At 57.4% G+C, this 24615-nt stretch carries 20 protein-coding genes and 3 pseudogenes; 7 read left to right on the top strand and 16 right to left on the bottom strand.

Features of this window, described 5'->3' with window-relative positions; genetic code table 11:
• Positions 1-707: 707 nt before the first annotated feature.
• A pseudogene (locus EIEH_RS18035) lies at positions 708-1105 on the top strand (transposase); the annotation flags it as partial.
• Between the two features lie 135 nt (positions 1106-1240).
• On the opposite strand, the gene EIEH_RS15120 reads toward EIEH_RS18035, so the two are convergent.
• Positions 1241-2032, bottom strand: coding sequence for an AraC family transcriptional regulator (locus EIEH_RS15120; protein ID WP_015872351.1), 792 nt, complete (start codon positions 2030-2032; stop codon positions 1241-1243).
• A 99-nt stretch (positions 2033-2131) separates the two neighbouring features.
• Between EIEH_RS15120 and EIEH_RS15125 the strand changes: the two genes are divergently transcribed.
• Both EIEH_RS15125 and EIEH_RS15130 read left to right on the top strand, forming a co-directional pair.
• Positions 2132-3322 (top strand): CynX/NimT family MFS transporter, encoded by a 1191-nt coding sequence (locus EIEH_RS15125; RefSeq protein ID WP_015872350.1) that lies wholly within the window; start codon positions 2132-2134, stop codon positions 3320-3322.
• Positions 3323-3465: 143 nt separating this feature from the next.
• Positions 3466-4170: a GNAT family N-acetyltransferase gene (locus EIEH_RS15130; RefSeq protein ID WP_015872349.1), complete on the top strand. Its 705-nt coding sequence runs from the start codon at positions 3466-3468 to the stop codon at positions 4168-4170.
• Positions 4171-4294: 124 nt separating this feature from the next.
• Here the strand turns inward: EIEH_RS15130 and EIEH_RS15135 are convergent.
• The 5 genes and pseudogenes from EIEH_RS15135 to hemL form a co-directional block, all read right to left on the bottom strand.
• Positions 4295-5136, bottom strand: a pseudogene (locus tag EIEH_RS15135) (IS256 family transposase).
• Positions 5078-5500 (bottom strand): transposase, encoded by a 423-nt coding sequence (locus EIEH_RS20155; protein WP_370447958.1) that lies wholly within the window; start codon positions 5498-5500, stop codon positions 5078-5080. The pseudogene EIEH_RS15135 and the gene EIEH_RS20155 overlap by 59 nt, the downstream one beginning before the upstream one ends.
• A 108-nt stretch (positions 5501-5608) precedes the next feature.
• Positions 5609-5828, bottom strand: a pseudogene (locus EIEH_RS19850) (IS630 family transposase); the annotation flags it as partial.
• A gap of 16 nt (positions 5829-5844) precedes the next feature.
• Positions 5845-6542 (bottom strand): IS1-like element ISEic1 family transposase gene (locus tag EIEH_RS18045; RefSeq protein WP_107775234.1). Its coding sequence is split into 2 segments (ribosomal slippage): positions 5845-6293 and positions 6293-6542, totalling 699 coding nucleotides; the frame shifts between segments, so codons are not numbered across the junction.
• 362 nt (positions 6543-6904) lie between these two features.
• The gene (gene hemL, locus EIEH_RS15145; protein ID WP_015872344.1) at positions 6905-8188 is read right to left on the bottom strand and encodes a glutamate-1-semialdehyde 2,1-aminomutase; all 1284 of its coding nucleotides are present in this window, start codon (positions 8186-8188) and stop codon (positions 6905-6907) included.
• Between the two features lie 234 nt (positions 8189-8422).
• On the opposite strand from hemL, the gene clcA reads away from it, so the two are divergent.
• Together clcA and erpA are read left to right on the top strand one after the other, a co-directional pair.
• Positions 8423-9862, top strand: a complete 1440-nt coding sequence (clcA, locus tag EIEH_RS15150; protein WP_015872343.1) for a H(+)/Cl(-) exchange transporter ClcA — start codon at positions 8423-8425, stop codon at positions 9860-9862.
• A 91-nt stretch (positions 9863-9953) separates the two neighbouring features.
• Positions 9954-10298, top strand: a complete 345-nt coding sequence (gene erpA / locus EIEH_RS15155) for an iron-sulfur cluster insertion protein ErpA (RefSeq protein WP_015872342.1) — start codon at positions 9954-9956, stop codon at positions 10296-10298.
• A 77-nt stretch (positions 10299-10375) separates the two neighbouring features.
• On the opposite strand, the gene EIEH_RS15160 is transcribed toward erpA, so the two are convergent.
• From EIEH_RS15160 to mtnN, 3 genes are all read right to left on the bottom strand, one after another.
• Positions 10376-10987, bottom strand: a complete 612-nt coding sequence (locus EIEH_RS15160; protein WP_015872341.1) for a TRIC cation channel family protein — start codon at positions 10985-10987, stop codon at positions 10376-10378.
• Between the two features lie 277 nt (positions 10988-11264).
• A complete protein-coding gene (btuF, locus tag EIEH_RS15165) occupies positions 11265-12128 on the bottom strand; it encodes a vitamin B12 ABC transporter substrate-binding protein BtuF (protein ID WP_015872340.1) in 864 nt (287 codons plus the stop codon).
• Positions 12129-12131: 3 nt separating this feature from the next.
• Positions 12132-12830 (bottom strand): 5'-methylthioadenosine/S-adenosylhomocysteine nucleosidase, encoded by a 699-nt coding sequence (gene mtnN / locus EIEH_RS15170; RefSeq protein WP_015872339.1) that lies wholly within the window; start codon positions 12828-12830, stop codon positions 12132-12134.
• Positions 12831-12988: 158 nt separating this feature from the next.
• Between mtnN and dgt the strand changes: the two genes are divergently transcribed.
• Positions 12989-14518, top strand: a complete 1530-nt coding sequence (dgt, locus tag EIEH_RS15175; protein WP_015872338.1) for a dGTPase — start codon at positions 12989-12991, stop codon at positions 14516-14518.
• Between the two features lie 222 nt (positions 14519-14740).
• The gene (gene degP, locus EIEH_RS15180) at positions 14741-16156 is read left to right on the top strand and encodes a serine endoprotease DegP (RefSeq protein WP_015872337.1); all 1416 of its coding nucleotides are present in this window, start codon (positions 14741-14743) and stop codon (positions 16154-16156) included.
• 117 nt (positions 16157-16273) lie between these two features.
• Here the strand turns inward: degP and EIEH_RS15185 are convergent, their stop codons facing one another.
• The 7 genes from EIEH_RS15185 to EIEH_RS15215 all read right to left on the bottom strand — a co-directional run bounded on the left by EIEH_RS15185 (position 16274) and on the right by EIEH_RS15215 (position 24539).
• Entirely contained in the window at positions 16274-16951 is a 678-nt protein-coding gene (locus tag EIEH_RS15185) for an ABC transporter ATP-binding protein (RefSeq protein WP_015872336.1), read from the bottom strand.
• A complete protein-coding gene (locus tag EIEH_RS15190) occupies positions 16948-18627 on the bottom strand; it encodes an ABC transporter permease (protein ID WP_015872335.1) in 1680 nt (559 codons plus the stop codon). Before EIEH_RS15190 ends, EIEH_RS15185 begins: the two co-directional genes overlap by 4 nt.
• Positions 18611-19657 (bottom strand): extracellular solute-binding protein, encoded by a 1047-nt coding sequence (locus EIEH_RS15195; protein WP_015872334.1) that lies wholly within the window; start codon positions 19655-19657, stop codon positions 18611-18613. Before EIEH_RS15195 ends, EIEH_RS15190 begins: the two co-directional genes overlap by 17 nt.
• Positions 19658-19855: 198 nt before the next feature.
• Complete coding sequence (gene emrB, locus EIEH_RS15200; RefSeq protein WP_015872333.1) at positions 19856-21391, bottom strand: multidrug efflux MFS transporter permease subunit EmrB; 1536 nt, start codon at positions 21389-21391, stop codon at positions 19856-19858.
• Positions 21392-21408: 17 nt separating this feature from the next.
• Positions 21409-22587: a multidrug efflux MFS transporter periplasmic adaptor subunit EmrA gene (gene emrA, locus EIEH_RS15205; protein ID WP_015872332.1), complete on the bottom strand. Its 1179-nt coding sequence runs from the start codon at positions 22585-22587 to the stop codon at positions 21409-21411.
• Positions 22588-22932: 345 nt separating this feature from the next.
• Positions 22933-23451, bottom strand: a complete 519-nt coding sequence (mprA, locus tag EIEH_RS15210; protein ID WP_015872331.1) for a transcriptional repressor MprA — start codon at positions 23449-23451, stop codon at positions 22933-22935.
• Between the two features lie 602 nt (positions 23452-24053).
• Positions 24054-24539 carry a DUF1198 family protein gene (locus tag EIEH_RS15215; RefSeq protein ID WP_015872330.1) on the bottom strand — a complete coding sequence of 162 codons (486 nt, stop codon included), beginning with the start codon at positions 24537-24539 and terminating at the stop codon, positions 24054-24056.
• Positions 24540-24615: the final 76 nt, after the last annotated feature.

Below are 24615 nucleotides of genomic sequence, written 5' to 3' on the forward strand. Positions count from 1 at the left end.
ACCTCCGTAACTCCCACGTAAAAAGTGATTTAATATCATGATTTATTTATAGAAAAAAGGTTACCCCTAAAAGGTAATCTGAGGTAACCAAGAAGGTAACCTGTTTTTAAATATCATATAAAACAATTGGTTATGAAATTGAAAAATGACTCTTTAAAAAGGTAACCTGATTACCTTTTGGTTACCAAAAAGTTACCTTTCCTGTTTTTAATAAAAATTTTTAAATTCAATGCATTACTTATGTTTTTTCTTGCAGGTTACCAATGTTACCTTTTTCCGAAGCCCCCACGGACTTTGGTATATATATAAATAGGTAAAAATAGCCTTTGTGTTTGCCTGTTGTTCAGTTTCTCATTCTTCTGCTGGCCAGTATGTTAGTATGCCCAGTAATGATAACTCGTTACCATTGGATTACTTTCTACTGTGAACGGTAAAACTGACGGTAAACTGGATGATTGCTCTTTATTTAGAATAATAAAATCAAGTTGTTAACTTGGTTGTAGATAATTGAGTGGGAATAATAAGATAACCCTTCCTGTATTTTTATGAGCGGGTAAGTTTAAACTAAATATCCCCTGGCATAGCCGGGGGGTTTTCATCTGCGCCTATAAGGCTTTGTGACCAGCGGCACTGACAGAAGCTGTAATTAAAATTTTGTAACTGCCTGTTTTTGATATGTTCGCTCCAACAATGGAGACAGGCAAATTATGGATGAGAAGAAACTTAAAACACTGTCAGCAGAACTGGCGAAGGACCTTAAAACCGAAGCCGATCTTAATCAGTTTTCCCGAATGCTGACGAAGCTAACCAGCGAAACAGCGCTTAATGCTGAACTGACGGGACACCTCAGGTATGAGAAAATGCCCCAAAATTAGGCTCGAATACCCGCAACGGCTATTCATCCAAAACGCTGTTGTGCTACGACGGTGAGATTGAACTGAGTACGCCGCGTGACCGTGAAAATACCTTCGAACCTCAGCTGATTAAGAAGATCCAGACCCGTGTTACGCAGATGGACAGCCAGATTTTACCTCTTTACGCCAAAGGCCTGACGACGTGTGAAATCGGCGCCACGGTCAAAGAAATGTATGACGCCGATGAGTCCTCCCACGCTGATCCTGATATTTACACGCGGTGAGATTTGCTTTTTATCATTGACGTGATGTAGGCCCGCGACATTCTCACCAACTCGATGCCAGGGATAGCCAGGTTACCTATCCATATGCATCAGCCGACGCAGTTACGGGGTATTGGCTGCCAGCGTATTGAGGTAGCGCCCGGGTGTTTGCCCTAATCCCTTGCGAAACATCGTGATAAAAGCGGTGGTAGATTCATAGCCAAGCGCATGGGCTACCTGATTAACGGCTTGGCCGCAGACGAGCATTTGTAGCGCCAGTATCAGCTGTAGCTGATGTCGCCAGTGGCGAAAGCTGAGCCCGGTCTCTTTTTCAATCAGACGCGCTAAGTTGCGTTCACTCATGGCAAAGCGTGTTGCCCACTGCCTTAGCGTCTGCCACTGCGCAGGCTCTGCGGCCATCGTATCGACCATCAGGCGGATCTTGGGGTGATTAGATACGGGCAGGTGCAGTTGCTCCTGCGGCTGCTGTGGCAACTCATCGAAAAGCACGTGAATGAGGCGTTGCGTCGCAGGGTGTTCCCGCGCCACGCGCTCACGCTGCGCCAGCGTTAAAATGAGCTCCCGCACCAGGGGGGCAATTTTGAGCGTACAGCAGTGGGCGGGCATGGCCGCCGCGCTCGGTTCAATAAACAAAAAGCACAGCGTGGCATTGGGTGTGGCGTGGTTACTGTGCCGCGTCTGTCCGGGAACCCATACCGCATACTGCGGTGGCACCATCCACATGGCCTCCTCTACCTCGCAGGTAATCGCGCCGTGTAGCGCCAGAATAAGTTGCCCCTTACGGTGTTGGTGCTCAGGCGTAAACTGCTCGTCAGTGGTTACCTGGATGCGGAATGCCACCGCGGCGTCATGGTGAAGGTCTGGTTCATAGCCATCAAGTCCGAGGCCGATCATGTGTTGTCCGATATTAGCGATAAATTGTCACTTTAGCTTGATTAAAACAAGTATGAAAAACGTTATTGTGGTGGCTACCTCAGGTTGACAGAGAAAATCATGTTAAAAGCCTCCTCTTTGTATCCGCGCAATATTCTGCTGATAATCGGCATTATGCTCATCGCATCCACTCTGCGCGTGACCTTTACCGGTGCCGCGCCTTTGTTGGATGTTATCTGCACTGACTACAATTTGACGGCGTCCGAGGTAGGGTTGTTGACAACGCTGCCGTTACTTGCCTTTGGTCTAATATCACCTTTGGCTGCAGGTATTGCACGACGTTTCAGTATTGAGCGCAGCCTGTTTGCAGCACTGATCTTAATTTGCCTGGGAATTATTCTACGCGCTCTACCTTCTCCTGTTTTGCTGTTTATCGGTACAGCTATTATTGGTAGTGGCATTGCGCTCGGTAATGTTTTGCTGCCGGGGCTGATTAAACGTGACTTCTCTGGCCATGTTGCCAAGATGACTGGTGCCTATTCCATGGTCATGGGCGGGGCTGCCGCAGTCGGCTCAGCGCTGGTTGTACCATTGGCGTTGTATGGTTTTGGCTGGCGAGGCGCGTTGATGGCGCTGATTATTTTTCCGCTGTTGGCGCTGATAATGTGGTTACCTCAATGGCGTAACCGGCACCCAACGCAGGTTACCGGGGCACGTAGTCTGCATGATAAGGCCATCTGGCGCTCAGCATTGGCCTGGCAGGTGACGCTATTTCTTGGGCTTAATTCACTGGTTTATTATGTCATTGTCGGTTGGCTTCCATCCATTCTGATTAGCCTTGGCTATAGCGATGCACAGGCAGGATCGCTGCACGGCTTGTTACAGCTGGCCACCGCGCTGCCAGGGCTTTTGATCCCCCTTATTTTGCATAAGTTAAAGGACCAGCGTGGTATCGCTATTCTGGTCGCACTGCTGTGTGGTATCAGTGCGATAGGTTATTGGTTGCTTCCAGCGCAGGCGGTGCTGTGGACGTTGATTTTCGGTTTTGGCTCTGGGGCGACAATGATCCTCGGTCTCACCTTTATCGGTCTGCGGGCAGGCTCGGCGCATCAGGCCGCGGCACTCTCAGGGATGGCGCAATCGGTAGGCTATCTGCTGGCCGCCTGTGGGCCACCGTTGATAGGTAAAATTCATGATATCAGCGGTAATTGGCATATTCCCCTGGCGATTATCGCCGCTGTTTCTCTGCTGATGGCTATCTTTGGTGGCCTTGCCGGACGGGCGCGGGAGATAACGCATCGTGCCATATGATAGTCCTCTGGTTAGAATGGCATCGCCTATTGCCAGCCTCCCGGCCACCGCCGCTGCGGATACTCTGCTTTCTGCGGGAGTACAAAGATATTGGAGGCCTCGGGGGATATACTCGGCGGATAACAATAGCGAGAGGATGCCATATGAATGAGATCAATGAATATGGGCAACGCGTCGGAGAGGTACTTCCTGGCTGGATAGGAGGTGGTGTCTTGGCAGGGAAAGTGCTTATCGGGCGCACCTGTCGGCTAATCCCTATGGATGTCAGCCGCGATGCCGATGATTTATTTTCCGCCTTTGCCGAGGCCGGGGGCGATCGTGACTGGACATGGCTTAGCACTGCACGTCCCTCATCAGTTGTCGCAATGCAGGCGTGGATGCAGAAAAAGGTGGATGACACGTCCCTTATCCCCTTTGTGGTGATCGATTTGCTCACCGGGTGTGCGGTTGGTGTGGTGTGTCTGATGGCGATCAATCCGGCGAACGGCACGCTAGAGATAGGCCACGTTAGCTGGTCGCCGCGCATGCAGCGCACGACGTTGGGTACGGAGGCCATTTGGCTGCTGCTACGCGAGGCGTTTACCTGTGGCTATCGCCGCGTGGAGTGGAAGTGTGATTCGCTGAATACGGCGTCGCATCAGGCCGCGGAGCGTATTGGCTTTACGTTTGAGGGACGTTTCCGTCAGCATATGGTACGCAAGGGCCGCAGCCGTGACACTGACTGGCTATCGGTTATTGATAGGGAGTGGCCCGGGGTGGATGCGGCGTTGCAAGCGTGGCTTTCTGAAAGTAATTTTGATGAGATGGGGCGGCAGCGACGTACGCTAAAGCAGTGTCGCGAACGATGAGCCATCGCATTTGACGGGGTTGGCCTGGTCGGGGGGCGCCGCTGCTGCTCCATGGCCTCAGTAGGGTCGAGTCCGTCAAGGGGTGTCAATTCAGTTACAGCCTTCTGGCCCGGTAACGGACCTCTTATGCGCTGATTGGCAGCGCGTCGATTACTTCTTTTTCAGCGGTCTGATCTCTCTCCGCCATGCTGTGTTGTGGCAGGTAGCGCTTCTGCAGCAGCCATTCTTCGTTCTGCTCCGTCAGTAACGCATCCAGTAGCCGCATGATGCTCTCTTCGTTGGGGAAGATGGCCACCACGTCTGCACGCCGTTTCACCTCTTTGTTCAGGCGCTCCAGCGTGTTGGTCGAGTGGATTTTCACCCGGTGCGCTTTCGGGAAGCCGAAGTACGCCAGCACGTCCTCTTCCGCTTCGTCCATCATCTCCGTGACCGCCGGGAAGCGCTTCTCCCGCTGAGCCGCCACCTCGCGCCAGGTGGCATGGGCGCTTTTCTCCCCGGTCTGCACGAACACCTGCTGCAGCGCGGCGCGGACCACCGACTGACTGGTACGGCTGACGCGCCCCAGAACGTTGCGCATGAAGTGGGCCCGGCAGCGCTGCCAGCTGGCAGAGAACACCTGCCGGATCGCCGCCTTAAGGCCGCTGTGCGAGTCGGAGATAACCCGCTTCACGCCTTCCAGACCGCGCTCCTTCAGGCTCAGCAGGAAGGCCAGCCAGAACGCTTTGGCTTCTGACTCACCGATACCCATCCCGATAATCTCCCGGCGACCGTCCGGGCTGACCGCGCAGGCGATTATTACCGCCACGCTGACCCCCGCCCGTTCTTGCGCACCTTCACGTAGGTCGCATCCAGCCACAGGTAGGGCCACTCCCCTTCCAGCGGCCGCTGCAGGAACGCCTGCACACGCTCATCGATGCCGTGGCAGAGGGATGACACCTGGCTTCGGGAGATACCGGTCATCCCCATCGACTGGACCAGTCGCGTCAACCTTGCGGGTCGAGATGCCGTTTATCCATGCCTCCCGGATAACCGCGTTGAGCACCTTCTCCGACAGCCTGCGGGCGTCGGGGAAGGGCGGGAAGTCGGTACCTTCACGCAGCGTCGGGATACGCAGGTCCAGCGTGCCGAGGCGGGTGTTGTACTTGACGGTCACGGGAACCGTTGCGGTAGGTCTCACGCGCATCGCTGCGCTCGTGAGGCTCTGCGTTGATGCGCTGAGTGACTCAGCTTCCATGATGCGGTTGAGCATAAACGCGGTGAGTTCACGCAGAAAATCCTCACCGCCAAGTTGCATCAGGGGGTTGCTGAATGTCATGCTGTTGTCAGCCATCGGTTGACGCCTTCTAAGATAATTGCCTGATTAACCATTACGTTACCGGATAAGTCGATGGCTCTCACCATCCTTCCGAATTTACACCACGCCCTAAGACTCTACCCGCGGATGCTCTGCGCTGCATTCGCCCAGCACTTTATGGATTGCGGCCATCTTTTCATTTTTATGCGGATCACCGATACGAAGGGCAGCTCTGTGCCACACCAGTCCGGCTAAGGGTAACCTGCGACGCACATGCACTGGCATGTCATTGATATTCGGTTATCTCGTTGATTTTTACTGCCAGTGGCTTTGTACTCCAGAGTGAATGCTGATACCCAAAATCGGGTCATGACTCAAATTTAGTGGTAATGGTTGATTGTTAGATACCAGCCGATGACCTTATCGTGCATTTCTTCTGAGTTGGAGAAGCAGATTGTCCTTCGGGTAAGCCGTTTGAGATGAGTTCGCAGATTCAAGTTATGGCGTTCTATGCGTTGGGTATATTTCTTGCTGACTACATGGTGAGCTGGATCCAGCAGCGTCCGGTATACCGGCCAGGCATCGGTCATGTAGAAGGCAATATTAAATTTTCTCACTAACGCTAGAAGCCGCTGTAACGTCAACGCATTTCGAGGGCCAAAGACATGAGCAAGAACCCGCTTTCGAATACGGTCATACGCATAGAAGAGCCAGCGAGGATTGCTCTTACAACGAACGCATGACCACTGTTCATCAGCTTCACAGCAGATAACGACTTCGGCTCCCGGCTCTACGTGTTGCGCTCGCTGTCTCGGTTCCCGTTTTTTAGGTGGCGGAGGACAGTATTGAGGCTGATATCAAGAACCCGTGCCGTGTCACGACATCCGGAGCCGTTCATTGCCATAGCAATAATGGATTGATGGGTGTTGGGTTTAGCTGCGTTATATTGAAAGTTGAGCTGGAAGGTTTTCAGGCAGAGCTTGCAGCGATAGAGCTGAGCGCCAGAAGTGGAGTGACCATTACGGATAACTCCCTGAGTTTTGGTGCAGCGGGGGCAAACCAGATCAATCTTTGCCATTTCTTATCCAAGAGGCGAATAATACCACGACACTAATTTGGAGTCGCTACCGGGAATTGGTGCTATGATCGGCATCGCTCACTCCGGTTGGTGATTTGTTTTGATTTGGCGATTGATCAGATTGCACAATCCGGGCTGAGTTCCCTCAAAGTGATCTACTATTCCGCGCAGCTATTTAGCTAAGTTCCAGGCTACTTCCCAATAGGTTAGCCTTGGTTACCTATTCATATGAGACGGTTGCCGTACATCATCATGCCTAACCCGCGCGCCGTCGGCGGAGTACCCTGTGCGGGGATGGCTACGCGTTTGGCGGCTCGCGTGGTCAGCCCCGTCAACGTTCTCCGCAGAGGATTCTGTGGGTGTTACTTCAGCTTGGCGAAGCTGCAGCGGGCGGCGTCGATGGTTTTTTGAATATCTTCCTGACTGTGGGCCAGGGACATAAAGCCCGCTTCGAACGCGGACGGCGCCAGATAGATACCCTGTTCCAGCATCAGGTGGAAGAAGCGCTTAAAGCGCTCGGCGTCACAGCGCAGCACATCCTGGTAACAGGTGACGCTAGGCTGGTCGGTGAAGAAGATGCCGAACATGCCGCCGACGTGGTTCACCACCAGTGGGATCTTCTCTTCGCGTGCGGCTGCCAGCAGCCCTTCGGCCAGATTATCGGTCAGCTCTGCCAGCTGTGGATAGATCCCCGGTTGGTTGATCTCATTCAGGCAGGCGTAGCCGGCGGCCATGGCGACCGGGTTACCGGACAGCGTTCCCGCTTGGTAGATCGGGCCGGTCGGCGCCAGCGCCTCCATCACCTCGCGGCGTCCGCCGAAGGCGCCCACCGGCATGCCGCCGCCGATGATCTTGCCCAGGCAGGTCAGATCCGGGGTGACGTCGTAGTACTCCTGGGCACCGCCCAGGGCGACACGGAATCCGGTCATCACCTCGTCGATGATCAGCAGTGCGCCGTACTGGTCGCACAGTTCACGCAGTCCTTGCAGGAAGCCCGGCTGGGGCGGAATGCAGTTCATGTTGCCTGCCACCGGCTCGACGATGATGCAGGCGATCTCCTGCGGATAGCGGGCGAAAGCGGCGCGCACTGAGTCCAGATCGTTGTAGCTGCAGGTCAGGGTATGTTTGGCGAAATCAGCTGGTACTCCCGGGGAGTTGGGCTGACCCAGGGTCAGGGCGCCGGAGCCGGCCTTGACCAGCAGATGGTCGGCGTGACCGTGATAGCAGCCTTCGAATTTGATGAGCTTGTCACGGCCGGTAAAGCCGCGCGCCAGACGGATGGCGCTCATGGTAGCTTCGGTGCCGGAGTTCACCATGCGCACCATATCCATACTGTCAATAAGCGAGGTGACCAGCTCAGCCATGCGCACCTCCATCTCGGTCGGCGCGCCGAAGCTTAGCCCGCGCCCGACAGCGGCGATCACCGCATCGCGGATCACCGGGTGGTTATGACCCAGGATCATGGGTCCCCAAGAGCCTACGTAATCGATGTAGGCCTTGCCATCGGCATCATACAGATGGGCGCCGTCGGCCCGCTCGATAAACAGCGGTGTACCGCCAACGCCGGTAAAGGCGCGCACTGGTGAGTTAACGCCGCCAGGGATCAGCGTTTTAGCCTGCTCATACAGTCGTTCGGACTTGTTCATTATCGGCTCCAGACGTGTAGAAAATTAAGGTAATAATCCCGTGCTATCTTAAAGAAGTCTCTCGTCGGATGAAATGCGCCGTTGTGCCTTATAACGATGGGGTGTCATTTCGTTTACCTTACGTCGACATCGCCTCATACTTTACAAAGACGGCGCACGCTAGAGAGAGTAAAATGCCTGGCTAATTTGTATTATTTATCTATTCTTTGACCAACTTTACTGACTGAACTGACTATGACTACGCAACAAGATCCTATCCCTCATCCGCTGACGCCCCGTCTGCGGCACAGTGGCGTCCTGCGGCGGGTAATGCGCCGGGATAAAACGCCGCTTGCTACGTTGATCCTGGCGGCAATTGTGGGCACCCTGGCCGGTTTTATCGGGGTCGCCTTTGAGCGCTGTGTTGACTGGGTGCAACAGCAGCGCCTGGCTGGTCTGGCAGAGGTCGCCAACTATTGGTTTATCGTCTGGCCGGCGGCAATCCTCGGCTCTGCGTTGCTGGCCATGTGCGGCTACTATCTGGTGCGACGTTTTGCGCCAGAGGCCGGTGGCTCCGGTATCCCGGAGATTGAGGGGGCGCTGGAGGATCTTCGCCCCGTTCGCTGGTGGCGGGTGATTCCGGTGAAATTCATCGGTGGCCTGGGGACGCTGGGCGCCGGTATGGTGCTGGGGCGTGAAGGGCCTACGGTGCAGATGGGGGGTAACTTGGGACAGATGGTGTATGACCTGTTCCGATTGCCCAAGCGCGATAATGAGACGCGCCATACGCTGCTGGCGACCGGTGCGGCTGCGGGTCTGACGGCGGCATTCAATGCGCCGCTGGCCGGGATACTGTTCATCATTGAAGAGATGCGCCCGCAGTTCCACTATAGCCTGGTCTCCATCAAGGCGGTCTTCATCGGGGTGATCATGTCCTGCGTGGTGTTCCGTGTTTTTAACGGCGAACACTCGGTGATTGAGGTAGGGCGTCTGGGTGTCGCGGAGATCAATACCCTGTGGCTCTATCTAGTGCTGGGCATGGTATTTGGTATCGTCGGCGTATTGTTTAACATGGGGGTCTTTCGCACCCAGGATATGTTTCAACGCATGCATGGCGGCAATTGGCGCAAGCTGATGCTGATCGGCGCGGCGCTTGGCGGCCTGTGCGGTGCGCTGGGGCTTATTCAGCATGAGGCTGCAGGCGGCGGCTTTGCCCTGATCCCGATCGCTGCTGAAGGCAACTACACTGTCGGCATGCTGCTGTTTATCTTTATTGCCCGTGTGGTGACGACACTACTGTGCTTTGGCTCTGGCGCGCCGGGCGGGATCTTTGCCCCAATGCTGGCGCTCGGGACATTGCTGGGTACGGCATTCGGCATGGCGGCCGCCTACCTGTTCCCACAATATGGCATCGTTCCGGGTACCTTCGCCATTGCCGGGATGGGGGCGCTGTTTGCCGCCACGGTACGTGCGCCGCTGACAGGGATTGTTCTGGTGCTGGAGATGACTGATAACTATCAGCTTATTTTGCCCATGATCATTACCTGTCTTGGCGCTACACTACTGGCGCAGTTTTTGGGTGGCAAACCGCTATACTCCCGTATTCTGGAGCGTACCCTGCACCGCCAGATGCAGGAGCAGGAAGCCGTACAGAAACGGGCGGAGCAGAGTGGGCCGCAACCCACTAATACTTGAATGGATTACTCGGGTATTAGATAATCGCCCAATGAGTCAGTATGCCCTGGGCCAGGCGGCATTCTGATATGTACACTGACTGGAGCAATCAATGAGTGATGAAATGGCAGTGCCGCTGCAGTTTACCGATGCGGCGGCAAATAAGGTGAAATCCCTGATCGCAGATGAAGACAACCCGAATCTGAAGCTGCGCGTGTACATTACCGGCGGCGGCTGCAGTGGTTTTCAGTATGGCTTTACCTTCGATGATAAAGTCAACGACGGTGATATGACGATTGAGAAGCTGGGCGTTGCGCTGGTGGTGGATGCAATGAGCCTGCAGTATCTGGTCGGTGGTTCGGTAGACTATACCGAAGGGCTGGAAGGATCGCGTTTTATCGTCAACAACCCCAACGCGAAGACGACCTGCGGCTGCGGATCATCGTTCAGTATCTAAGCGTAAGCCGGAGTATGGGATCTCTCGTGGCGCCTTCCTGTGGAAGGCGCTATTTTTTTATCAGCGGCGCCCGGGGATCACTCCAGCGTGAAGGTCGGCAGCTTGAGATGCCAGCGGATGGCCGCCAGACGGATGCCCAGCGTGATCGCCATGCCCAGCATCATGGCGTGCTGTAGCGCCATGCCAAAGGTGACATAGGCGGTGACGTGAACGATACCCCCGATGATGCAGGCGGTGGCGTAGATTTCAGTGCGCAGGATCATCGGGATCTCCCGCGCCAGCACGTCGCGAATAATGCCGCCGCCCACGCCGGTGATCACCCCCATGCAGACGGCGATCATCGGACCGGCACTGGCGGCGAAGGCTTTATTGACCCCAATGCCGACGAAGACGGCCAGACCGATGGCGTCCAGCACCGGTAGCACCCAGCCGGGCAGGCGGCGTGGCTGGCGCACCAGCGCAATGGTAAGCAGACAGGTCACCATCGCCACCACCAGATCGGTGGGGTCGCGTACCCAGAAGGCCGGGCCGTTATCCAGCGCCATATCGCGGATGGTGCCGCCGCCTACGGCGGTGACCACCCCCAGTACCAGTACCCCAAAAGGGTCCATGCGCAGCTTGCCCGCCAGCAACACGCCAGAGATGGCAAAGACGGCCGTCCCCAAAATATCCAACCAGTAAACCAGCATAGCCTTTACCTCTTTAACGCCCCCGGATTCCGGCAGGGTTGGTTGTAATGACAATAATTTGTGATCTTATTGTTTTTATTGGGAATCATATTCCAGCGGCGGCGCATAAGATAACGTGAAAACGGGGATTACGCCACGTTGGGGGGAGCGGAAAGGTCCGGCTTTTGACTATTCTGTGCGTCAGCTCGCGCCAACGGAAGATCCCACCGAATCCAGCGGCGTTTTGTCTGACAAGCGGGGGGGAGAAAAGCGGGCGCAGGACACACCCGCCGGGAACTCAGCGGGGAGGCGCTGTGGCGCTCAGCGTATGCAGTTGTGCGCAGAGAGATTCGGCGGCCAGCAGAATGCGCGGACCGCTGCGGTTGAGCCAGTCCTGGTTGACGGCGATCACCGGCACCGCGAGCTGGGGGCGCCAATAGTCGGCGACGATGGCCGCCTGAGCGGCGTCGCCGCCGATGACGATCGCCTGCGGGTGGCGCACCATCACCTGTTCGCGGCTGACCTGCGGCCAGGGCACCGGGCTGTCGGCAAAGATATTCTGTGCGCCGCACAGCGTCAGCAGATCGCTCTGCAGCGTTTTCGCGGAGGTGGAAAACAGCGGCTGGTTGCCAAACTGCATCATCACCCGCAGCGGCGTGCCCCGGGGGTAGCGCTGACGCAGCAGTTGCAGGCGCTGGCGAAACTGGGCGGCGGCGCGGTGCGCCTGCCCGGGGTGAGGGCTATAGGCCGCCAGCCTGTCGAGATCGTCAGCCACCTGATCCACACGCTGGGGATCGGAGTAGAAGAGGGGGATCCCCAGCGTGCTCAGCTGATCGAGGACGCGGCGGGGATTGCCGCCGTGCCAGGCCAGGATCAGATCGGGTTTAAGGGCCAGGATGCGCTCCAGGTTGATTCCGTTCCAGGAGGCCACCTTTTCCAGCCCTGCCGCCTGCGGCGGGTAGTCGGAATAGGCGCTGGCGGCGACCAGGCTATCGCCGAGGCCGGCGGCGTAGGCCAGTTCGGTGGTGTGCGGCGACAGGCTGACGACGCGCAGCGCCGCCGCCTGCAGCGGGGATAGGCTCAGACCGAGGCCCAGCAGCAGCGCAGCCAGCGACAGTATGCCGCCCGATCCGCGGCGGCGTTTGGCGCGTCGCAGGGCCATGGATTACTGGGAGGCCATTGCGCGCAGCATTGCTTCCACCATCAGGGTAGACTGCTCGGCGGCGACCTTGAGGAACTCATCAAAGCTGATATGGGACTCCTGGTCGGCGACGTCGGAGATGGCACGCACCACCACGAACGGGGTCTGGAAGGCGTGGCAAACGTGGCCGATGGCCGCCGCTTCCATCTCTACCGCGGCGACCTGCGGGAAGGTTCGGCGAATGCGGGCCAACGGCTCGGCGCCGTTGATGAAGGCGTCACCGCTGCAGATCAGGCCGCGCACGGCGTTCAGCTGCAGCGCGATGATGCAGCGTTCGGCCAGGGCGATCAGCGCCGCATCGGCGCTAAAGGCCGCCGGACAGCCGGCCATCTGTCCCGGCTGATAGCCAAAGGCGGTGACGTCGGCGTCGTGGTAGCGCACCTCGTCGGAGATAACGATGTCGCCGACCCGCAGGGTGCTGGCCAGGCCGCCGGCGGAGCCGGTGTTGATCACCACGTCCGGGCGGCAGTGATCCAGCAGCAGGGTGGTTCCCATCGCCGCAGAGACTTTGCCGATACCGGACTTCAGCAGCGCAACCTCAACGCCGTGCAGGCGGCCAGTATAGATTTCGCCGCTGGCCAGTCTAAGGGTCTGACGATTTTCGATGCGGTCGCGCAGCAGGGTAACTTCCTGCTCCATGGCGCCAATGATGCCTACTTTCATATCAATACCTGTAATTGGGAGTAATAACGGGAATCTGGATGCGCAGTTTACCATAGCTCGCTCCCGGACTGCTGAGCAAGGCAGCAATGGTGGAAATTATCTGTTAGGCTGTGGAGATCGGGCGTGTCCGCGACGCCCTCCACGGTGGGAGATTCGCCATGAGCATCGGCATCGATTTTGCGTCCAAACTCAGTTACCAGCGTCCCCTGCGCTCGGCGGAGGAGGCGCTGCTCCTGCACGGCGCTTACGAGATCGGTCGCCAGTTTGAGAGCGATCGTGGACGAATCATCAATTCGGCGGCCATCCGCCGCCTGCAGCAGAAGACTCAGGTATTTCCTCTGGAACGCAATGCGGCGGTGCGCTCGCGCCTGACCCATTCGATGGAGGTACAGCAGGTGGGGCGGCATATTGCCCGGGAGATTCTGCACTGCCTCTCCAGCCAGGGGCGTATCGCAGCATTGGGGCTGGCTGACTACACCGACGCTTTTGAAAGCAGCGTCGAGATGGCCTGTTTGATGCATGACATGGGCAATCCGCCCTTCGGCCACTTTGGTGAGGCGGCCATCAAAGCCTGGTTCAGCCGTGAGCTGGGGGTTAGTGCCGATGGCCATAACCGGCTGGACGACGCGGCCTGTCAGGTGGGGTTCCTGCGTCGTGACGGGCAGGATGCGGCGCTGGATGAGCTGCGCGCCCGCCTGCGTATCGACCTGAGCAACTTTGAGGGTAACGCCCAGTCTATTCGTCTGATCCATACCCTGCTTAAGCTGAATCTGACCTATGCCCAAACCGCCTGCGTATTAAAGTACACCCGCCCTGCCTACTGGCAGGGGCCGCTGCTGGCGGGCTTTGACTATCTGATGAAAAAGCCCGGTTACTACTGGTCAGAAGAGGCGTTTGTTGAACAGCTGCGTCAACAGGTCGATCTGCTGCCGTATCATCGCTTTCCGCTGACCTATATCATGGAGGCGGCGGACGATATTTCATACTGCGTGGCTGACCTTGAGGATACGGTTGAAAAGCATCTGCTCAGCGTGGAGCAGCTGTATGCCTTTCTGAAGGACGAATGGGGGGCGGTGACCAGCGGCGATCTGTTCAGCATCACGGTGCAGGATGCCTTCGAGCGTTGTAATAAAAAATACGGTCGACGCAGCGCTGACGATATCTTTTTTATGTATTTGCGGGTGAACGTGGTGAAGCGTTTGGTTCCCTATGCCGCCGACTGTTTTTTAAAAAACCTGCAACACATTTTTATTGGTGCATTTAATGAACCACTGCTGTCAGCCGGGGCTGAAGAGTATCGGCTGCTGAATATATTTAAACAGGTTGCGTTGAAGCACGTATTCAATCATTTTGAGGTTGAACAGCTGGAGCTGCAGGGGTATCGGGTGATTAAGGGGCTACTGGATATTTATAGCCCGCTGTTGGCTATGCCACAGTCGGATTTTCTGCGTCTGATGCGCGATGATCACCACCCTGACTATCTGATCGAGACGCGGCTGTTTCACAAGCTCTCCGTGAAACATCGCCTGGCCTACCGGGAGGCGGTAGATAGCCTGGCGGCGTTTGACGGTGCCCAGCTGCAGGCGCGGGAGTATTATTATCGGGCACGGCTGATACAGGACTATATTAGTGGAATGACGGATTTATATGCCTATGATGAGTACCGTCGGCTGATGGCGGCGGAATAATCATCTGTTGGGTATATCGCGTTTACACGTTGGATTTGTAAAGTCGGCTGTATAAATATTTACGCTTCATTGACTTTATTGCGGTGAACTTCATTTTAATTTACTACTCTTAGTAAACATAATATCACCGTCACGGTGATAGCGGCGCCTTCTGGCACAACGCCGTTCAGCGCCGCTGAATGAATCCGTTTTATCGTTGCTAATACGAGAGAAAATCGTGCTATGAAAAAAACCACTTTAGTATTGAGTGCCGTTGCATTGAGTCTGGGAATGGCGCTGAGCCCGATGTCGGCCAGCGCGGCAGAGACCTCTTCCGCCACCACTGCCCAGGCGCTGCCGAGCCTGGCACCAATGCTGGAGAAAGTGATGCCGTCCGTGGTCAGCATCAACGTTGAGGGCAGTGCGACCGTCAATAACAGCCGCGTGCCGCCGCAGTTCCAGCAGTTCTTTGGCGAAGACTCTCCACTGTGCCAGCCAGGCTCACCGTTCGGCGGTTCGCCGATGTGTCAGGGTGGCGGTAATGCGCCGTCCAAAGAGCGCTTTAAGGCGCTGGGCTCCGGGGTGATTATCGACGCGGGTAAAGGCTATGTCGTTACCAATAACCACGTTGTGGCCAACGCCGACAGTATTAAGGTTCAGCTGAGTGACGGTCGCCGCTTTGACGCTAAAGTGATCGGCACCGATCCGCGCACCGATATCGCACTGATCCAGCTGAAGGATGCCAAGAACCTGACCGCCATCAAGATGGCTGACTCCGATCGGCTGCGCGTGGGCGACTATGCAGTGGCGATCGGTAACCCCTACGGATTGGGTGAGACCGTCACCTCCGGCATCGTTTCCGCGCTGGGCCGCAGCGGTCTGAACGTGGAAAACTACGAAAACTTTATTCAGACCGACGCGGCGATTAACCGCGGTAATTCCGGCGGCGCGCTGGTGAATCTGAACGGCGATCTCATCGGGATCAACACCGCCATTCTGGCACCGGACGGTGGCAACATCGGCATCGGTTTTGCCATTCCGAGTAACATGGTGAAAAACCTGACCGGTCAGATGGTGGAGTATGGTCAGGTGAAACGCGGTGAGCTGGGGATCATGGGGACCGAGCTGAACTCTGAGCTGGCGAAGGCGATGAAGATCGACGCCCAGCGCGGTGCCTTTATCAGCCAGGTGTTGCCGAAGTCAGCCGCCGCGAAGGCCGGGCTGAAAGCCGGTGATGTCATCGTCTCCCTGAACGGGAAGAACATCTCCAGCTTTGCCTCCTTCCGCGCTGAAATTGGCACCATGCCGGTCGGCAGCAAGCTGGCGCTGGGGATTATCCGCAACGGTAAGCCGATGAACGTGGAGGTGACTCTGGAGCAGAGCGCGCAGAGCCAGGTAGCCTCTGACAACATCTTCAGCGGTATCGAAGGGGCTGAGCTGAACAACGCCGCTGGTGGCAAGGGCGTGAAGGTGGATAACGTGAAGAAAGGCTCCACCGCTGCGCGTATCGGCCTGCAGAAGGGCGACGTGATCCTGGGCGTGAACCAGCAGGCGATCGCCAACATCGGCGAGCTGCGTAAAATTCTGGATGCCAAGCCGCCGGTGCTGGCGTTGAACATCCAGCGTGGCGACAATACCCTGTATCTGCTGATGCAGTAATCTCCCACGAGCCACCTGGATATCGGGCGGCGCATCCGGAAAGACGAATACCCCGTGAGCGTATTGCCCACGGGGTATTTTTTATCCTCATCTCACTGCGGCGCCGACGGGTGTTGGTTACGCCGCGTCGGCGCAGCTCAGCGCCTGACCGTGGGCGATATGCAGGATCGGGCCGCCCATCGTGCGTGCCTCCTGGGCGCTGTGGGTCACCAGCAGCGCGGTCTGCCCGGCGGCGGCGAGGATCGCCCGCACCTCTTGGCCTAAACGTTCGCGGGTGCTTTCATCCAGGCTGGAGAAGGGCTCATCCAGCAGCAGGATATCTGGCTGGGGGGCCAGGGCCCGCGCCAGGGCGACGCGCTGCTGCTGGCCGCCGGAGAGGGCGTGCGGGTAGCGTTCGCCGATCCCTGACAGCTCGATCAGCTGTAGCAGGTCGGCGACGCGCGCCCGCTGGACGGTGTGCGACTGGCGGCGCAGGCCAAAGGCGATGTTTTGTGCCACGGTCAGGTGAGGAAATAGCGCATAGTCCTGAAACACCATGCCGACGCGGCGCAGCTCCGGCGCCAGATGCTGTTGTGGCGATGCCACGCAGCGCCCGGCGATGCAGATGCTGCCGCGGTTGAGGCGTTCAAATCCGGCAATCGCGCGCAGCACGGTGGTCTTCCCGCTGCCGGAGGCGCCGAGCAGACAGGCCAGCGTCCCCTGGCGCAGAGACAGAGAGAATCCGTTCAGCACCGGCTGGGCACTGGCGCCATAGCTGACGTGCAGATTATCCAGGTATAAGGCCATTTCGTTCATTGCGACTCTCCCGCGTGTTTTAACTGGCTGCGTACCAACAGCGTCATAGGCAGGGTACCGACCAGTACGATCAGCAGTGCCGCGGTGGCGCCGTCCTCATAGGTACCGCGCGCGGCCTCGGCATACAGCAGGGTCGCCAGCGTCTCCACGTTGACCGGGCGCAGCAGTAGGGTAATGGGCAGCTCTTTCATGACGTCGGCGAAAAGCAGCAGTGCGCTGCCGATCAGCGCCGGACGCAGCAGCGGCAGGTGTACGCGCCAAAAGGTCGCCCCCTCACGCTCGCCCAGCGAACGGGCCGCCTGCTCCAGCGATGGGGCGATACGCGACAGCCCGGCGTCCAGTGCGCCGAGGGTAATGGTCTGAAAGCGCAGGGTACAGCACAGGATCAGCAGCAGGCCGCAGGAGAACAGTGGTAGACCGCGTATCTCCAGCACCGTTGCCAACCAGGCATCGGCGCGCAGCGCCGGCGGCATAAAGCCAATGGCCAGAATGGTGCCCGGTACGGCATAGCCCAGCGAGGCGAGGCGCAGGGTGATCCGGCGCAGCGGCGGCGTGGGCGGCGCCAGCGCCCGAATGCGGGCATACCAGCTCAGCGCCAGGCTGATTGCCACCGCCAGCAGCGTGACCCCCAGCGCCAGCAGTAGGGTATTGCGCAGCGCCGCCAGCAGCCCGGCGGAGAGCAGGGTCTGGCTTTCCAGCCGCTTCAGGCTCTGCCAGATCAGGTGCAGCAGCGGAATGATAAAGCCGAGCAGCAGCGGCAGCGCCGTTGCGGCGCTGAGCAGCCAGGCGCGCGCGCCGCGCAGGGGCTGCGGTTGCAGGGTCCGCAGGCCGCGCCCCGCATAGCGTTGGCGACGGCGTCCGTACAGCTCCAGCGTCAGCAACAGGAAGATAAATCCCAGCATCATGCAGGCGATCTGGGCGGCGGCGGCGATGTCTGAACGGGTGATCCAGGTGGTATAGACGGCGACGGTCAGGGTCTGCACCCCAAGGAACTCCGAGGCACCGAGATCGTTCAGGGTTTCCAATAGCGCCAGGCTGATGCCGACCGCCAGCGCCGGTCTGGCCATGGGCAGCACGACGCGCAGAAAGGTGCCGCGACCATTTTCGCCGAGGGTGCGCGCTGCCTCGAGCAGATGTGCGGGCTGGCTGATAAACATAGCCCGCATCGTCAGATAGATATAGGGATAGAGTACCAGGCTAAACAGTACGATAGCCCCGGCGGCACCGCGAATATCTGGCAGGCGAAACTGGCGTGGGCTGTCATAGCCAAGCAGCAGGCGCAGCACACTCTGCAGCGGACCAATCGGATGCAGCAGATCCAGCCAAGAGAAGGCGACGATGTAGGTAGGCATCGCCAGCGGCAGCAGCAGTCCCCAGCTCAGCAGGCGGCGCCCGGGAAACTGAAAGGCGCTCACCGCCCAGGCGCAGCCGACGCCGATAGTGCCGGCCAGCAACGCCACCCCAGCCAGCAGCAGCAGCGTATTCAGCGCGGCCTGTGGCAGCACATAGCGCCACAGATCGCGCCAGTGCTGAACCCCACCGTCAGCGGCCAGCCACAGCAGCGAGAGCAGCGGCGTGACCGCCAGCAGGGCGACGGCTATCGCGCTCAGCGCCAGCGGCGTCGGGCGCGGCAGAAAGCGACCCCTCGGGGGACTGGTTTTACTGATCGAAGCCAACTTTATCCACCAGCAGGCTGGCCTGTTTACGGTGTTTTACGATCTCGGTCAGCGGCAGCGGATCTGGCGTAATGGTGCCAATGGTGTCAGCGATGGTCGGATCCAGCGCAACGTCCTGACGTACCGGATATTCATAGTTGGCGCGGGCATAGCGCTGCTGGGCCTCTGGGGATACCAGATACTCCATCAGCTGTACGGCTGCCTGACGATTTGGCGCATGGCGGGCTACGGCGGCGCCGCTGATATTGACGTGGGTGCCACCGCTGGCAAAGGTCGGTCTGATTACCTCGATCGCCTCGCCCCACTGGCGGGCATCGCTGCCTGGCTTGGCGTTTTTCAGGTGTCCTACATAGTAGGAGTTGGCGATACCGATATCGCAGATGCCGCCCAGAATATCGCGCGCCACGTCGCGATCGCCGCCGGTCGGCTTACGCGCCAGATTGGCTTTCAGCGCGCGCAGCCACTGCTCGGTCCTGGCTTCGCCCTGGTGGGCGATCATCGCTGCCACCAGCGCGGTATTATAGGGATGCTGTCCCGATCGCATGCAAATGCGATGGTGCCACTCCGGCTTGGCCAGATCCTGATACTGCAGTGTGCGGCCAGGCAGATCCTTGGCGATGTAGAGTACACGGGCGCGCATCGATAGTGCGAACCATTGGTTGTCGTCGCCGCGCAGGTTAGCGGGGATGGCCTGGGTCAGTACCGCAGAGTCGACGGGCTGGGTGACCCCCGCCTCGACCAGGTCCAGCAGGTTACCGGCGTCGACGGTCATCAGCAGATCGGCCGGTGAGTTGGCACCTTCGGCTTTCAGTCGCTCCAGCATCCCATCCTTAATATAGACGGTGTTGACCCGTACGCCGCTCTGCTGTGTCCATCCCTCCAGTAGCGGCTTGATCAGGCCCGGCTCCCGGGTGGTATATAGCGTTAGGGAGCCGTCAGCGGCGGCGGGCAGAGCGCTAAGGCTAAACAGCAGGCCAGCGGCACCGAGCCGCAGCCAGGCGGTAACGGCGGTGGATAAGCTACGCATCATCGGTTTTTCTCCTGGTCAGCGGGCCAGCGCACGATGTTCGGCACTGCCCTGGGGATAAAATACTAAATGATAATCACTTTTAATTTCAATTTAATTCTGTTTACCATGATCGGCCGAGGGATGGGGATGCTGCGGGGGGAAATGCTAAAAAAACCGCCCTGGATGGGCGGTTGAGAGAGAGATTGCAGGTGCGTTGGGTCAGTGGGCGCCGCCGCTGTCGCCTGCGCTGGAGAAGGGGGGCTTGGCGAACCAAATCAATATCAGCAGCACCAGAAAGACGCCGGCAGCGGCCCAAAAGATCTCGTTTGCCGAGATGATCAGACCCTGGGCGGTGATGTCCTGGGCTATCAGCGCGGAGGCCTGGTGGCTGTTCAGCCCCAGTTTTTCCATTTCGCCATAGGCCTGCTGGGCGATGGGATTATAAGGGGTGATCGACTCGGTTAGGTGGGTATGGTGCAGCGCCTCGCGGCGGGTCCACAGCGTAGTGGTGATCGAAACCCCGATCGAGCCTGCCAGGGTACGGCAGAAGTTGCTCAGACTGGAGGCTGCTGCAATGCGTTCCGGCGGCAGACCGGACAGGCTGATGGTGGTCAGCGGCATAAAGAAGCAGGCTACGGCAAACCCCTGGACAAACTGCGGCCAGGCTGAGGCGCCAAAGTCCATCCCCGGTTCAAAGCTGTAGGCACGCCAGTAGAAACAGACGGCATACATGATGAAGCTGAAGGTGACCAGTCGCCGCATATCGAGCCGGGCACCGAAGCGTCCGATGATCGGGGAGAGCAGTACCGGAATTAGCCCTACTGGTGCCGAGGCCAGCCCGGCCCAGGTAGCGGTATAGCCGTACACCTCCTGCAGCAGCAGTGGCAGCAGCACGATGGCGCCAAAGTAGAACATATAGGCCAGGCTGATGCTCAGGACGCCGATGGTAAAATTGCGGATTTTAAACAGCGAGAGATCCACCACCGGGTGATCGTCTGTCATCTCCCAGATTAGCAGGAAGATCAGTGACACCACGGCGACCACCGTCAGCAGGATGATCTCCGAGGAGTTAAACCAGTCCAGCTCTTTGCCTTTATCCAGCATCACCTGTAGACAGCCGACCCCCAGCGCCAGCAGGATCAGACCGACGGTATCGATCGGTTTATGCTCTATGCGCGTCTCCCGCCCTTTCAGGGTCGACATGCTTACCAGCACCACGCCGATCCCCAGAGGCACGTTGATAAAAAAGATCCAGCCCCAGTGGTAGTTATCGCTGATATAGCCGCCGAGTATGGGCCCACAGATCGGGGCGACGATCACCGTCATCGACCAGAGGGCCAGCGCCATATTGCGTTTGGCGGGGGGATAGTTACCGAGCAGCAGGCTCTGGGAGAGCGGGATCAGCGGCCCGGCAACCAGTCCCTGCAGCACGCGGAACAGGATCAGCATCTCCAGGCTTTGGGAAACTCCGCACAGCCATGAGGTCAGAGCGAAGAGCCCGGTTGACCACAGAAACAGCCGTACCTCGCCAAAGCGTTTGGCCAGCCATCCGGTGATAGGAATCGAGATGGCGTTGGCCACCCCAAACGAGGTGATAACCCAGGTTCCCTGGGAGTTGGAGGCGCCCAGGTTTCCGGAGATCGTCGGGATAGCCACGTTGGCAATCGTGGAGTCCAGCACCTGCATGAAGGTGGCCATCGACAGCGCGATGGTCATCCATGCAAGTTTGGCTCCCTCAAGTGGTTTTTGTTGCACAGTCACCTCGGCGCAGATTAAGCGGCGTTGGCCTGGATGATCCCGGCGATCTCGCGATTCACCGGTGCCAGGTCCAGTGTCAGTACATTGCTCTGGTAGGCTGGCGTCTTACGCACCTGCTGGGCCAGTACCTCGCCGCGGATATCGGCAGTGTCGACGGTGACCAACGTGGAAAGCCCGATGCGCAGCGGATACTGCGCCAGTTGCTGAGGATCAAGCTCAATGCGTACCGGCAGGCGCTGTACGACCTTGATCCAGTTGCCGGTGGCGTTCTGTGCCGGCAGCAGAGAGAAGGCGCTGCCGGTGCCCATATCCAGACCGGCCACTTTACCTTTAAAGACCACGCCGTCGCCGTACATATCGCTGACGACGGTGGCCGGTTGGCCGATACGCATATTGGCCAGCTGGGTCTCTTTAAAATTGGCATCTACCCACATCTGACTGGCAGGAACAATGGCCATCAGCGGTGTGTTGGGGCTGATTTGAGCGCCGACCTGTACACTACGCTGGGAGACATAGCCGGTCACCGGGCTGCGGATCTGGGTACGCTCCAGCGCCAGCCAGGCGTCGCGCACCTGAGCGGCGGCCTGCAGCACGACCGGCTGTTTTTCCAGCGGAGTATTCAGGATTAGCGCCTGATTGGCGTTGTACTGCTGGATAGCGACGTCCAGCGCGGCACGGGCGCTCTCCATGGCGTCCTGCGCATGCTGTAACTCTTCGCGGCCAATGGCGCCGGAGCGGCTCAGTGCCAGGCGGCGCTGGTAGTCGTTGCTGGCTTTGCTCAGCGCTACCTGACTCACCGCGATGTTGGCCTGGTACTGTTTGGCGTTAACCATCAGCTGGTGGGTTTGGCGCACACTGTTGGCCAGTGCGGTTTTCGCCCGCTCATAGGCCTGCTGGGCATCGGTTTTATCCAGTGTGACCAGGGTATCGCCAGCCCTCACCAGATCGGTGCCTTCAAAGTTGACCCGGGTCACGCTGCCGGAGACCTGAGCGTTGATCTGTACACGGTTACCGGTGACATAGGCATCGTCGGTCTCTTGATGGTAACGCAGAACGATAAACCAATAGACCAGGTAGGCAGCGGCGATCAGGATGAACACGCTGGTCATCCCTAGCATCCAGGTTTTACGCTGTTTCTTTTTATTATTGGGTGCAGGCTGCTGGGTTGCCTGTGTCGCCAGGTTTTCACTCATGGTGTTTCTCCATATTTCCTTTTGGAACCATAGTCATATAATGGATAGTTCAATCGAATTCTCCCCGCTGCCGTACGCTGGCAACCACTGCAGCCGTGCCGTCGGCGTTGGGCTGCATCAGATAGTGGGCAGAGGAATAAAAAGGTAGACCGTCTTAGCCGCGCATTGAAACAGACACTGATACACATCGTTTAGTGGATACGTGCGCTGTATGGTCAGAGTAAAAGAGCGGTTGTATGTTCTGGATGGCGGGCCAGACCGCGCGTCGTTCGGAGTAGCCCAGGGGCTGGCGATACAAACGCGCGATCTTCTAGGTAACGGTAAGCATAATTTCAGGTGAATGGCTTACTGTGGCAATCCGGACTGCTCCATATCTTCAATGCGTGATAACAGCTTACGCGTCAACATCTCCAACTGTTGCTGCTCCTCCTGAGTCAACGTTGCCCATAAGAAGTGTAGACACTTATGCTGTGGCGGAAGGATCTCAGCTAGAAACGCCCTGCCAGCCTCCGTCAGATGCAGATGTAGGCAGCGGCGATCGTTGTCGCTTTCGCGGCGCTCAATCCAGCCGCGTCTCTCCAGCTCATCTGCGATACGGGTCGCGTTGGTACGTGATGATCCCAGCGCCGCGCTCAGCTCAGAGGGTTGAATACTATAGTCTTCCTGCGCATCCAGCGTAATCATCGCCATGAACAGCGTTTCATTAATCCCTTGTTCTTTCAGCATCTTGTTGCGATTTTCCAGCAACTTATTCTGCATATGCATACACAGGCGGGTCAGCAGGATCTCCTGATAGGGAAAATCCAGCTGCCGCTTAGCGCGCTGCTTTAGCATCTCTTCGATTTGAGCGATAGAACGTGGCATTGGATAATGACCTCATTAGTTTCGTTGGGTATAGTAACTTCAGTTATCAGTGTTGTAAACGGTGTTTTTGCGAAAAAAGCTAAGCCGCGTGCTAATAAATTTAATGATGAAATTATAATGGAATTAATGATTTTTTTTAATGCTATGCTGTGCAAAAGAGCACTGAGGCTACCCTGGCCGCGCTGCGGATACGGTAGCGCGGCCGGGCGAAAGCTGTCTGCCGAGCGGAGTGGGAAGTGTGCGTGTGAGCTATACATTTTTTCACTATTATTGAGTTAGGCCAGTAACTCTTTATTTTTATAAAAAATGTCCTTACTGATGGCGTCGGCGCGATAGACCGACACAGGTATCCGCCGTGGACGCCTGGGTATTGCACAGCAGTCATGGCCATGACTGCTGTGTCGGTTCAGGGAGCCATGCCAACGGGAAGCTGGTACGCCGCAGTGTGGCGTAATTGCCTCGCCCGAGAAAAAACGCACGGGTTGAACCATATCGTTAATTAGTTAGTGTGAGAATGGAAAATTCATGCTTTTAATATGCAACAGATTACATGTCAGATTTGTGATATGTGCCGCAAGAAACGTTAACGCCCCTTATTATAGTCAACGGAAATGGTCAAGGATGTAGATATTATCACCATTTTCTTCTGCTCCTTGGGCCTGCTGTGCAAAAAAGTGCTGATAGTATAGGCGGAATGCCAACATTTCATCTGTATCAGGCTCCAGGTCACGTAAAAAATCGAGCGTAAGATGCACCTGATGCGTGCTGATATCGGCGTTAAAACCGGTCTTACGTAGAAGCGTGCGCCAGTACCGTAGGTTGTCGTCATCACCGTTAACGATAAACGTTTGATAGATGAGTAACACAATTGCGCCATTATTGAGGTGAGATTCACCTCCACACTGCAGATAGCGAACAAACGCCTCCCCTTGCGTCTTCCCCATTTGGCTGAGCAGCGACTCGACGTACACGGGCTCAATGTTCAGACGTTGGGTCAGGCGTTGGCAGGCCCGTCGGGTTGGGGTATTGAGTACGCGGAAGCCGGCGATAAACACCAGTGCCAGCGTGGCGAGCATTAACCAAATCATGCCGGTCTCCGGGAGTGACAGTCGCTCCATCATACGGATAAAGCATCGGTTCAGCCAGCGTAGGGGGATATGGGGT

The sequence above is a fragment of the Edwardsiella ictaluri ATCC 33202 genome (genome assembly GCF_000264785.1).
GTDB lineage: Bacteria > Pseudomonadota > Gammaproteobacteria > Enterobacterales > Enterobacteriaceae > Edwardsiella > Edwardsiella ictaluri.

Coding starts and splice junctions, on each gene's coding strand:
- EIEH_RS15125 (WP_015872350.1), top strand. CDS start 2,132: ATGTTAAAAGCCTCCTCTTTGTATCCGCGCAATATTCTGCTGATAATC.
- EIEH_RS15160 (WP_015872341.1), bottom strand. CDS start 10,987: ATGCTGGTTTACTGGTTGGATATTTTGGGGACGGCCGTCTTTGCCATC.
- degP (WP_015872337.1), top strand. CDS start 14,741: ATGAAAAAAACCACTTTAGTATTGAGTGCCGTTGCATTGAGTCTGGGA.
- mprA (WP_015872331.1), bottom strand. CDS start 23,451: ATGCCACGTTCTATCGCTCAAATCGAAGAGATGCTAAAGCAGCGCGCT.
- EIEH_RS15215 (WP_015872330.1), bottom strand. CDS start 24,539: ATGATTTGGTTAATGCTCGCCACGCTGGCACTGGTGTTTATCGCCGGC.
- erpA (WP_015872342.1), top strand. CDS start 9,954: ATGAGTGATGAAATGGCAGTGCCGCTGCAGTTTACCGATGCGGCGGCA.
- EIEH_RS15120 (WP_015872351.1), bottom strand. CDS start 2,032: ATGATCGGCCTCGGACTTGATGGCTATGAACCAGACCTTCACCATGAC.
- EIEH_RS15195 (WP_015872334.1), bottom strand. CDS start 19,657: ATGATGCGTAGCTTATCCACCGCCGTTACCGCCTGGCTGCGGCTCGGT.
- clcA (WP_015872343.1), top strand. CDS start 8,423: ATGACTACGCAACAAGATCCTATCCCTCATCCGCTGACGCCCCGTCTG.
- hemL (WP_015872344.1), bottom strand. CDS start 8,188: ATGAACAAGTCCGAACGACTGTATGAGCAGGCTAAAACGCTGATCCCT.
- EIEH_RS15185 (WP_015872336.1), bottom strand. CDS start 16,951: ATGAACGAAATGGCCTTATACCTGGATAATCTGCACGTCAGCTATGGC.
- emrA (WP_015872332.1), bottom strand. CDS start 22,587: ATGAGTGAAAACCTGGCGACACAGGCAACCCAGCAGCCTGCACCCAAT.
- dgt (WP_015872338.1), top strand. CDS start 12,989: ATGAGCATCGGCATCGATTTTGCGTCCAAACTCAGTTACCAGCGTCCC.
- EIEH_RS15130 (WP_015872349.1), top strand. CDS start 3,466: ATGAATGAGATCAATGAATATGGGCAACGCGTCGGAGAGGTACTTCCT.
- mtnN (WP_015872339.1), bottom strand. CDS start 12,830: ATGAAAGTAGGCATCATTGGCGCCATGGAGCAGGAAGTTACCCTGCTG.
- EIEH_RS20155 (WP_370447958.1), bottom strand. CDS start 5,500: ATGGCTGACAACAGCATGACATTCAGCAACCCCCTGATGCAACTTGGC.
- btuF (WP_015872340.1), bottom strand. CDS start 12,128: ATGGCCCTGCGACGCGCCAAACGCCGCCGCGGATCGGGCGGCATACTG.